Source organism: Mycobacterium sp. UM_CSW, assembly GCF_000455205.1.
Taxonomy (GTDB): Bacteria; Actinomycetota; Actinomycetes; order Mycobacteriales; family Mycobacteriaceae; genus Mycobacterium.
In genome coordinates, this window is sequence record NZ_AUWQ01000028.1 from 61,136 (window position 1) to 70,784 (window position 9,649).

The window sequence follows — 9,649 nt, forward strand, 5'->3', positions numbered from 1 at the left end:
GGCTGACCGCGCAGGCGTCGACGCGCCCCACCCACGAGTCGCGGTTAGATTTGTGGGTAGCCAGTCAGCAGCTTGCTGCGCGGGTCCGCTACGGCGAGCCAGCTAACAGCGAACAAGTTCGGGTGAGGAGGTTATGCCATGTCGGATACGAACCTGGCGGTTCTGCTCGCCCTGTGCGCCGCGCTGGCATCCGCGGTTGGCAATGTGATCCGGCAGCGCTCCGCGCAGGAGGTCACCGAAAAACAGGTCGGTCATCTGACGTTGTTCGGCATGTTGCTGCGCGACAAGCGTTGGTGGCTAGGCGGTTTGGGCGACATCTCGAGTTACCTCCTGCTGGCCTGGGCCCTCGACGAGGGATCGGTGCTGTTGGTGATGTCGCTTCAGGTGACGGCGCTGTTGTTCGCGCTGCCGATCTACGCGCGGGTGACCCGTCATCGGGTGAGCCGCGGCGAATGGTTGTGGGCGATAGTGCTGGCCGCGGCATTGGCGGTCATGATCGCGGTCGGGCAACCGGCGGGCGGCCACGAGCGCGGCTCGCTCGCAGCCTGGCTGGTGGTGGCGATCGTGATGGGCCCGCCGCTGCTGCTGTTCTTGCTGGGCGCCCGGATCTGGTCGAACCGTCCGGCCGCGGCATTGCTGTTGGCGGCGGTGGCCGGTTCGTTGCTGGCGGTGTTCTCGGTGCTGATGAAGGGCGTCGTCGACGTCATCGAACACCACGCGGGAGACCTGTGGCACACGCCCGAGCTGTATGCCTGGCTGTTCACCGGAGTCGCCGGGATGATCATCCACCAATCGGCCTATCGCGCCGGAGCGCTCACCGCGTCGCTGCCGACGATCATCGTCGCCAAACCCGTCGTGGCCGGGGTGCTCGGAATCACCGTGCTGGCCGAGACTTTGAACGCCGACGGCACAGGTTGGTTCCTGCTGGCGGTGGCCGCAGTGGTGGTGATCGTTGCGACCATCGGTCTGGCTCGCGGTGAGGCCGCGACGATGGCGGCCGGCGCCGGGCGCGACGTGAAGCTCACCGACCGGCCAAAGGCGGCCTCCCAAGCCTGAAGCTGTTCAGGTGTCACACATTTCGAATGTGAATTCGTGGCCGCAGATGGAAATGCGGTCGCCATCGGCCAGCGTCGCGCTGGTGCGGATCCGTCGGTCCCCGACGTCGACGCCGTTGGCGGACTGCAGGTCGGTGATCACAAAGCTGTTCCCGGTGTCGACGATCACGGCGTGGTGGCGGCTGACCGTGTCGTCGTCGATGACGATGTCATTGTCGGAGAGTCGGCCGATCCTGGTCGTCGCTCCGCGCAGCGGATGACGACCGCCGGCGGCATCGCGCAGGTACGCCACGACGGAGTCGCGTGAGTCCTCGGTAGGCCTACGCATAGTCGCGACAACACGTTTCGCCGTCGCGCGGGCCACCTGTTTGACGTCGAGTGGCTCCTGGCGAAGGATCCGCTGGTGCAGGGTCCGCAAGGTCGGACCGGGGTCGATGCCCAACTCGTCGGCGAGCGTCGTCTTCAGCCGGCCGTACGCGTCGAGCGCGTCGTATTGCCGCTCGTTCAGGTAGTAGGCCGTTATCAGCTGTGCCCACAACGGTTCTCGGTAAGGGTGCTCGGAAACCAGCGCTTCGAGCTCGGCGATAACCGAATGGACTCGCCCGCACGCGATCTCGGCTTCCGCCCGCGCGGTCAGCGCCACCAGCTTGTCCTCCGCCAGCCCGGCGGCGAAGGCCTCCACGAATTCGAAATCGCGCAAGTCCTCCAGCACCGGGCCGCGCCACTCGGCCAACGCGGTCGACAGGTGGCGGCTGGCCTGATCGAACCGGCCGGCCGCGGCTGCCTCGATTCCGGCCTTTTGCTCGACGGCGAAGCGCCCGACATCGCATGCCTCGTCGGGCACGTTGAGCCGATATCCCGGCTGGGCGCTGACCAGAACGCCGGCGCCGCCCACCAGTCGACGAAGCCGAGACACGTGCGCGTGCAGGCTCGCCCGCGCCTCGGGCGGGGGGTCCTGCTGCCACGCCGCGTCGATCAGCGAGTCGATGGCAACGGTGCGATTTCGATTGATCAGCAGAGCGGCCAGCACGGCTCGCTGCTTCGCTGGGCCCAGCGCAATCTCGGTGCCGTTGGCGCACAACTGCAACGGTCCCAACACCCCGAACCGGAGAGCGTCATCGGCCATCGCGCCTCCCTTCGCCGTCACCAGAGGTATACGCGGGCGCTGCTGCCCCCGACGCAGGTAATCCAGCTGTCACCCGGGTGCTGCTGGCAGTGCATGAGGAAGTTCGAGCCGTTGCACAGCGCGCCGGGAACGGTCTTGCAGTCGACGGCGCCCGGCGCCGAGACGGCCCGAGGCAGCGGGCTGGCGTTGCCGTATTCAGCCCAATAGGACGTCAGGACGCTGTTGGCGAAAAGGCATGACGTTTCCGGAGTCCCACGTCCGGCGTGGGTGCCGAACCCCGTGGCCGTCGGCAGGGAGAAGCCTTGGTCGCAGGACTGATGCAGGACGCTCAGGTCCGGTCCCGTTATCAGCGGGGGCACCGCGGCGCGCGGTGGCGAGGTCTGCGGCTGCCCGCTCGGGCCATGGGCGACGAGCGCGATGGCCACACCGATGCCCGCGAGAATCAGGGCGGCCGAGACCCCAATCACGGTCGGCAGCAGCCATCTCCGCTTGCGCTCGCTCGAACCGCGCTTCGGGAGTTCGCCCGTGGCGATCTCTTCCGTCGCGCCGCCTGACGCCAGGCCGACGGTGGTAAACGGGCGGGTGCCGTCGCCGTCGGTCGACGAGCTGCCCAACGCGCGCTGCGCCGCGCGGGCGAGAGCACCCGCCGTTCCGTAGCGCTCGTCGGGGTCTTTGGCCATGCCGCGGGCGACGACTTCGTCGAGCGCCGCCGGAACGCGCCGATTCACCACGCTCGGTCGCGGGGGCGGCAAGACGAGGTGGCCCGCCACCAGATGCTCGAGGCTGTCGCCGGCGAACGGGGCATCTCCGGTCAGCGCCTCGTACAACACGCACGCGAGGGAGTAGACGTCAACGGCGGGGGTCGTCGCCCTGTCGTTAAACCGTTCGGGCGCCATGTAATTCAACGTGCCGATCTGAGTTCCGACGGTCGTCAGCCGGGGGTCGCCCTTGGTCTGGGCGATGCCGAAGTCGACCAGATACACGAAATCGGCCGGGGTGACGATGATGTTCTGCGGTTTGACGTCGCGGTGAATCAATCCCTCGGCGTGCGCCGCGTCCAGAGCGGCGGCGACCTGCCCGATGATCGCCACCGCCCGGGCGGGCGCAAGCGGGCCCTGAGCGATCAGGTCGAGCAGCGTCTGCCCCTGCACCAGGCGCATGTCGATGTAGAGGCTGCCGTCGATCTCGCCCCAGTCGTGGATCGGAATGACGTGCGGCTCCTGCAACATCGCCGCCGCCTGGGACTCGCGCTGGAACCTGGCCCGAAACGTGTCGTTGGTCGAGAGATCGTCGGCGAGGATTTTCAGCGCGACGGTCCGGCCTTTGCCGGTGTCGTATGCCTCGTACACCACCCCGCCGCCGCCCTTGCCGAGCAGACGCGTGAGGTTGTACTTGCCGAACGTCGTACCGACGCGCGAGTCCACCACCACCGCCTCGATTCCTCGGGTACCGAGGCAGTATCTCCCGAGGCGGCCGGGCGATGCAGCTCTTTGCTGCGCGAGCCGTCACCGGCGGGTCGTCGGCCCGGCACAAGGTTGGCGCAAGAAACGCGCAAGGTCGGCGCCGCAGCCTCTACGTGACCGGGCAGAAGACCCGGACACGTACTTCAGGAGCCCGATATGACCACCACGTCCCGCGCGACGTTCGCGCTGATGGCAATGGCCACTGCCGCCACGATCACCCTGGCACCGGCCGCGCACGCCGAACCCGAAAACGCCCAGCCGATGGCGGCCCACGGCGTCGAAGCCCCGCTCGGGGCCGTCCCCTGGTCGCAGGTCGGGCCCGGTTGGATGCTCGCCATGTGGAGCCCGGTTCCCGGCTTGCATCCCGGCGAGACACCGCCGCCCGGCACACCGACCTGGGAGACGGCAACGACCACGCTGTACCTGGTCGACCCCGCCGGTGGCCGCTACCCGATCACCACCTTCCCGGCGCCGGGCAAGGGCCAAAGCCCGAAGCTGGTCGATTGGTCGGGCGACGGGAAGCGCGCCCTTTTCTCCACGGAGGAGACTGACCGGACGGTCGTCACGGAGGTCGACGTGCGCAGCGGCGCGAAGACCACGTTCACCGTCGACCGCATCGGCGTCAATCCGCGCTACACGCTCCCCGACGGCAAGGCGGTGCTGCTCTACAAGTGGAAGGAGTCGAAGCCCGGGTCGCTCGAACGAGTCGACCTCGCCGGCAACCATCAGATGACGTATCCGGTGGGGCAGGACTTCGACGGGTATCTGTCCACTCCGGACGGCACGCAGCTGGTGCTCGGCACGGCCTCCGGCCTGGCTCTCATGGGCAACGACGGCGCGGCCGGCAAGGCGCTGCCGGTCGCCGGCGCGTCGGAGTGCACACCGACGCGCTTTTGGGACGCCGACTCGACGATCGCCGTCGCGCGCTGCAGTGGCTCCGCCGGATCGCAGCTGTGGCAGGTGCCCATCGACGGGGGGACACCGACCGCGATCACCGCGCCGAACGACGGGCAGCACCGTCCCGACTACGGCGACTTGAACGCGTGGCAAGTCCCCGCCGGCAGGTACGTTCAGGCAACCGGGGCGTGCGGCGTCATCTTCCTCGCCAAGGTCAACGACGACGGCACCACGTCGAAGGTCTCGGTGCCCGAGGCGAAAAGCGACAGCGTCGCCGTGCTCGGCGTCTACGACGGCCACCTCGAGCTCAAAGCCAGGGCCGGCTGCGGGGGCGGTCAGGCACTGATCGACTTCAACCCCGCCGCAGGCACCTCTACCGTGTTGCTCGGGCCGCCGGTCAACGGCGGTGGTGTCATCCACGCGGTGCCCTACCCGGGCCAGCGGTAGAAAGGGCGACCCGACATGACCAAAACCGCACGCCACCAACGTCTTAGAACGCGTCTGCTGATAGCGGCGCTGACCATCGCGACTGCCACGTTCGGCGCCGCATGCTCAACGAGCACCCCCGACGCGGCGTCGACCAGCTCGCCAAGTGGACGGACGCCAGCCCCCGCGCCCCGACAGACCGTGCTGCCGTTCATCGGCCTCGAAAGTCCGCACAGCCTGGCGGTGGACACCGCGGGCAACGTGTACGTCACCGACCTTCATCACTCCAAGGGCGAAACGGGACTGCCCTCCGTGAGCACCCGCGTGATCGAGCTGCCGGCAGGATCGAGCACCCAAACGGTGTTGCCGCAGTTCGTTAATGCCGACCTGATGGCGGACTCCGCGGGCGGCGTGTGGGTCATCGACGCGGGACACGAGCAGTTGGTGAAGCTGGCGGCGGGGTCGCGCCCCCAGACCGTGCTGCCACTGCCTGATCTCGGCTTGCGCAGCGAACTTCTCGCGGTGGATTCCGCCGGCGGCGCCTACGGCACCGACGGAGGCGGGGTGTACCCCGACGGCGGGTGCTGCAGGCGTGTCGACGTCGTGAAGGCCGAGGCAGGGTCGCATACCCCGAAAGTGTTGCCGTTCACACACATCCTCGGCCTCGGCGGAATGGCGGTGGACGCCGCCGGAAACGTGTACGCGGGCGAGTTCAGACAAGTGCTGAAGCTGGCGGCGGGCACACACACCCAAACGGTGCTGCCGCTTGACCTTGGCGGAGTCGGAGGCATGGCGGTGGACTCCGCCGGAGGCGTGTATGTGGTCGACGCCGAGCGCAAGCAGGTGCTGAAGTTGGCGGCCGGGGCGGACAAGCCGATCGTGCTGCCGTTCAGTGGCCTCAATCAGCCGGTAGCGGTCGCGGTGGACGCCGCGGGCAGCGTCTACGTCACCGACATCGGCAACCACAACGTGCTCAAACTAGATCCAGGAGCGCACCAATGAAGCCGAAGCTGTCGGGCCTAGTTGCCATCACGATGGCGTCGCTCGGTGTTGTTATCGCGCCGCCCGCAATCGCCGACGCCGGGTGCGGACCGGGCGGGCCCCCGCCCGGCGCCGCGAGCAGGGACGTCACCGATGTCTACGGCCAGCCGGCCACACTGTGGATCACCGACATGGTCGTCGGCATCACGACCGCTCAGGGCTACGGCGAGGCAAAGATACAGAGCCCCAGTCCTCTTCGGCGCTCCGCGCTGCTGATCGACGCCCAACAGGACGGCAACCACCAGATCATCGTCGACGCCGGCCGCGAGGCGATCCTCTATGCGGTGTCGGGCTGCACCATCACTCCCGTTGTCGACCCGCAGGGCGCGGAATTCCGATTCGACCGCGGCCACCGGATGGGCAATGGCGACGGCATCGGCTGCAGCGACCTCGGCGACGGCCGCCGCCTGGTCGGATTGCTGCAGCTTCGCGACGAACACGGCACACCCCTGTTGGCCGTGCGCCGCACCGAGATTGACCTCGACGGCGCGACCGCGACGATCGGTCGCTCGGATACCGTCACCGCAACGTCGGCTCAAGACCCGGCATGGACTTCGGCGGCGAACATCAGCTGCGGCGACCTCACGATGACGCGCGACGGAGTTCAGGCCGTCAACTGACGCAAGGCTCACGCAAGAATCGCGCAAGGCCTCCCCCGCAGCCTTATACGCATGAAGAGATTGATCACCCGAGCCCTGACGGTTGGGCTCGCCGCCGCGGCACTGTCAATGGCGGGATGTTCCACGACCACCGCCGGCGCGCCGACGCCGTCTGGGGCGCCCACATCGGCTGCGGTGCAAGGACAATCGGCATGCACCGATCTGGGCGGAAACGTTGGCCCCAACGGGATGTGCCAGGTGCGGAGCACCACCCCCAGCTACCAGATCCAGATGAGCTTCCCCGTCGACTACCCGGAGATGCCGGCGGTGGCCGCGTTCCTGAAACGGAATCGCGACGACTTCGTCGACTGGGTCGCCAAGTTCGGGCCGCACGCTGGGCGCGATCGGCCGTATCTGTACGCCGTCACCGCCAAGACCTACCGCTCGGGAAAGCCGGACGCCGGCACCCAAAGCCTGGTGCTCAAGATCGACAACGACACCGGACTCGCCCACGAGGGCCACCCGAACACCACGTTTCGGGCGTTCAACTTCGACCTCGCCAAGCACGTCCCGATCACGTTCGACACGTTGTTCAAGCCCGGCGCAAAACCACTGGAGTTGCTCAACCCGATCGTGCGGGCCGAATTGGACGCGCCGGCCGCCGATCTCGACGAGACGACCTACCAAAACTTCGGGATAACCGACGACGCGGTGATCTTCTTCTTCGGCCAAGACCAAGTGGTGCATGACAACGCCGGACCACACAAGGTCGCGGTGCCCCGCATCGAACTCGCATCAATCCTGACCTAGGAAAGGGACGAATTAACATGAATCGCAAACGAATTCGAGGACAAGCCGCCGCGTGGCGCGGCCGGGTAGGCGTGATCGCGGCGGCCGCGGTGCTGGCCGCCGGATGCGCGCCGTCGACCGGTTCGACCACCGCACAGGGCCCATCCAGCGCCCCGGCAGCGTCGGCACAGCCGGCGGCCCACGGCGTCGAGGCCGCGATTGACACCATCCCGTGGTCGCAGGTCGGGCCGGGTTGGATGCTCGCCCTGTGGAGTCCGGCCATCAGCCATCAGCCGGGCGCGAAACGAGACCCGAACGAGCCCGACGCGAACAAGGTCACCACGACGCTGTACCTGGTTGACCCCGCCGGTGGGCGGTACCCGATCACCACGTTCCCGCCCGGCTCCACCGCCCGTCTGATCGACTGGTCCGGGGATCGGACCCACGCCCTTATGTACGCGACCAAACCGGGGTCCTTGTACGACGAATCGGTCATTGCGGTCGACCTTCACAGTGGCAACCAGACCACGTTCGCCGTCGTCGATGGTGGCCCCGTCCGCTATGCGCGCCCTGACGGCACGTCCGTGTTGATCAGCAAGGGGCACTACCCGGATCGACCCTCGCTGCAGCGGGTCGACCTCTCCGGCAAGCAGGAGCTGACCTACCCGCTGGGGCCCGAGTATCAGGGCGGAGCGCTGCCGACACCCGACGGCACACAGCTGGTCCTCGGCACAACCAACGGCCTTGCCCTGATGGGCATCGAGGGGAAGCCCGGAAAGGAGCTGCCGGTACCCGGGAACCTCACCGCGTGCACACCGGTCCGATGGTGGACCTCACCAACCGTGGTGCTCGCCCATTGCACCGACACCGGCCGTTTCTCCCACGTCGGCCAGCTCTGGCAAGTGCCCGTCGACGGCACAACACCGACCGCGCTGACAGCGGTGAACTCGGGAGGTGGAAACGATCCCGGATTCAGCGGCGACCTCGGCGACACGGACGCATGGGAGTTGCCGAGCGGCACCTTCCTGCAGTCGATCGGGGGATGCGGCACCATGTTCCTGTCCCGGCTGACTCCCGACGGGTACGCCACCCGGGTGAAGGTGCCGGGCCTGTCCGACAGTGTGGTGGTCGACGGCGTGAGCGGCGACAAGTTGGTCCTGGTGGCCAAGGCCGGCTGTGGTCCCGGCACTTCGTTGCTGGCCTACGACCCCGCGGCAAACACGTTCACCGCGTTGCTCGGGCCGACCGTCAATGGCGGCAGCGTGACGCAGGCGATCGTCTATCCCGGCCGGAAATAGGCTTTGCGACAGTCTGAGTTCATGCGAAAACGCATAGATAGCTCATAACCGGCATTTCACACCCGCTTTTGCTGTTCATAACTTCATAGTTGAGCGCAAACGCTGCGACATGAGACGAGACTGTGAATTTAAATCGCAGTTGTGGTGTTGTGCGGGGAGTGGACCGGGCAGGAGAACAGCAAATGACTGCAACATCAGTGAAGGCGTCGGCCGTCGGTGCCACACGCACCCGCCGCATCGTTCTCGCCGCGGTGGGCCTGTGCCTGATGCTGAGCGGCTGCACGGTGTCGGCCACTGGGCGACCCGTGGCGGCGCCGAACCTGGGCCATTGGCAACCGGCGCCAATCCTCAACGCGCGCCTGGCGAAGCTGCTGTTGAGCACCAGGGACGTCAACGCCGTCGGGCAGACCACCGCCATGGCGCTGCGCAGGCCGATCTCCGAGATGTCGCACAGCGACGACGTGGTCTCCGATCGGAATTGCCTCGATGCCTACTCGCCGGTCGAGGCCAGCGTCTACCGGGACAGCAGCTGGGTCGCGCTGGAAGGACAGTTCCTCGACAACGCTCGCGCGAAAGCCGACCAGAACAAGCACGCGCTGCTGCAGGCCGTGGTCAGGTTCCGCGACGCCGAGGTGGCCCAGCAGTTCTTCAGCCAGGCCAAACCGCGGTGGGCCGCCTGCGCCAACCGGCCGTTGACCATCACCCAACCCGGTGACAACCCCGTCGCCTGGAAGTTCGGCGGGCTGGTGGCCACCGACAGCACGTTGAGCCTCGTGCAGACCCTCGACACCGGCCGCGGCTTCTCGTGCCAACGCGCGTTGGGAGTGCGGAACAACGTCGTCATCGACACCCTTTGGTGTGGATTCGACACCACCGACCAGGCGGGCGAGGTGGTCAACAAGATCGCCGCCGCCGTCGAGGTGTGACCGATTTCCCTGGTTGTCGGTGCCTGGCG

At 67.5% G+C, this 9,649-nt stretch carries 9 protein-coding genes; 7 read left to right on the forward strand and 2 right to left on the reverse strand.

The window, feature by feature from the left end:
• The first annotated feature begins 138 nt into the window (after positions 1–138).
• Positions 139–1,056, forward strand: a complete 918-nt coding sequence (locus tag N415_RS11670) for a DMT family transporter (protein ID WP_068181282.1) — start codon at positions 139–141, stop codon at positions 1,054–1,056.
• Between the two features lie 6 nt (positions 1,057–1,062).
• Here the strand turns inward: N415_RS11670 and N415_RS11675 are convergent, their stop codons facing one another.
• Both N415_RS11675 and N415_RS11680 read right to left on the reverse strand, forming a co-directional pair.
• Complete coding sequence (locus N415_RS11675) at positions 1,063–2,181, reverse strand: BTAD domain-containing putative transcriptional regulator (RefSeq protein ID WP_068181356.1); 1,119 nt, start codon at positions 2,179–2,181, stop codon at positions 1,063–1,065.
• A 17-nt stretch (positions 2,182–2,198) separates the two neighbouring features.
• The gene (locus N415_RS11680; RefSeq protein ID WP_068181359.1) at positions 2,199–3,605 is read right to left on the reverse strand and encodes a serine/threonine-protein kinase; all 1,407 of its coding nucleotides are present in this window, start codon (positions 3,603–3,605) and stop codon (positions 2,199–2,201) included.
• Between the two features lie 195 nt (positions 3,606–3,800).
• Between N415_RS11680 and N415_RS11685 the strand changes: the two genes are divergently transcribed.
• From N415_RS11685 to N415_RS11710, 6 genes are all read left to right on the forward strand, one after another.
• Positions 3,801–4,988, forward strand: coding sequence for a hypothetical protein (locus N415_RS11685; protein WP_068181285.1), 1,188 nt, complete (start codon positions 3,801–3,803; stop codon positions 4,986–4,988).
• A gap of 15 nt (positions 4,989–5,003) precedes the next feature.
• Entirely contained in the window at positions 5,004–5,969 is a 966-nt protein-coding gene (locus N415_RS11690) for a hypothetical protein (protein WP_152531333.1), read from the forward strand.
• On the forward strand, positions 5,966–6,628 hold the full coding sequence (locus N415_RS11695) for a hypothetical protein (RefSeq protein ID WP_068181292.1): 663 nt from the start codon (positions 5,966–5,968) through the stop codon (positions 6,626–6,628). The genes N415_RS11690 and N415_RS11695 overlap by 4 nt, the downstream gene beginning before the upstream one ends.
• Before the next feature lie 51 nt (positions 6,629–6,679).
• Positions 6,680–7,417 carry an esterase gene (locus N415_RS11700; RefSeq protein WP_081665196.1) on the forward strand — a complete coding sequence of 246 codons (738 nt, stop codon included), beginning with the start codon at positions 6,680–6,682 and terminating at the stop codon, positions 7,415–7,417.
• A 17-nt stretch (positions 7,418–7,434) separates the two neighbouring features.
• Positions 7,435–8,694 carry a hypothetical protein gene (locus N415_RS11705; RefSeq protein WP_068181296.1) on the forward strand — a complete coding sequence of 420 codons (1,260 nt, stop codon included), beginning with the start codon at positions 7,435–7,437 and terminating at the stop codon, positions 8,692–8,694.
• 182 nt (positions 8,695–8,876) lie between these two features.
• Positions 8,877–9,620, forward strand: a complete 744-nt coding sequence (locus tag N415_RS11710) for a sensor domain-containing protein (RefSeq protein ID WP_081665197.1) — start codon at positions 8,877–8,879, stop codon at positions 9,618–9,620.
• Positions 9,621–9,649 lie beyond the last annotated feature (29 nt).

Excerpts from the sequence above, each read along its gene's own strand:
- N415_RS11690 (WP_152531333.1), top strand. The coding sequence starts at position 5,004 with ATGACCAAAACCGCACGCCACCAACGTCTTAGAACGCGTCTGCTGATA.
- N415_RS11710 (WP_081665197.1), top strand. The coding sequence starts at position 8,877 with ATGACTGCAACATCAGTGAAGGCGTCGGCCGTCGGTGCCACACGCACC.
- N415_RS11685 (WP_068181285.1), top strand. The coding sequence starts at position 3,801 with ATGACCACCACGTCCCGCGCGACGTTCGCGCTGATGGCAATGGCCACT.
- N415_RS11700 (WP_081665196.1), top strand. The coding sequence starts at position 6,680 with ATGAAGAGATTGATCACCCGAGCCCTGACGGTTGGGCTCGCCGCCGCG.
- N415_RS11695 (WP_068181292.1), top strand. The coding sequence starts at position 5,966 with ATGAAGCCGAAGCTGTCGGGCCTAGTTGCCATCACGATGGCGTCGCTC.
- N415_RS11670 (WP_068181282.1), top strand. The coding sequence starts at position 139 with ATGTCGGATACGAACCTGGCGGTTCTGCTCGCCCTGTGCGCCGCGCTG.
- N415_RS11675 (WP_068181356.1), bottom strand. The coding sequence starts at position 2,181 with ATGGCCGATGACGCTCTCCGGTTCGGGGTGTTGGGACCGTTGCAGTTG.
- N415_RS11705 (WP_068181296.1), top strand. The coding sequence starts at position 7,435 with ATGAATCGCAAACGAATTCGAGGACAAGCCGCCGCGTGGCGCGGCCGG.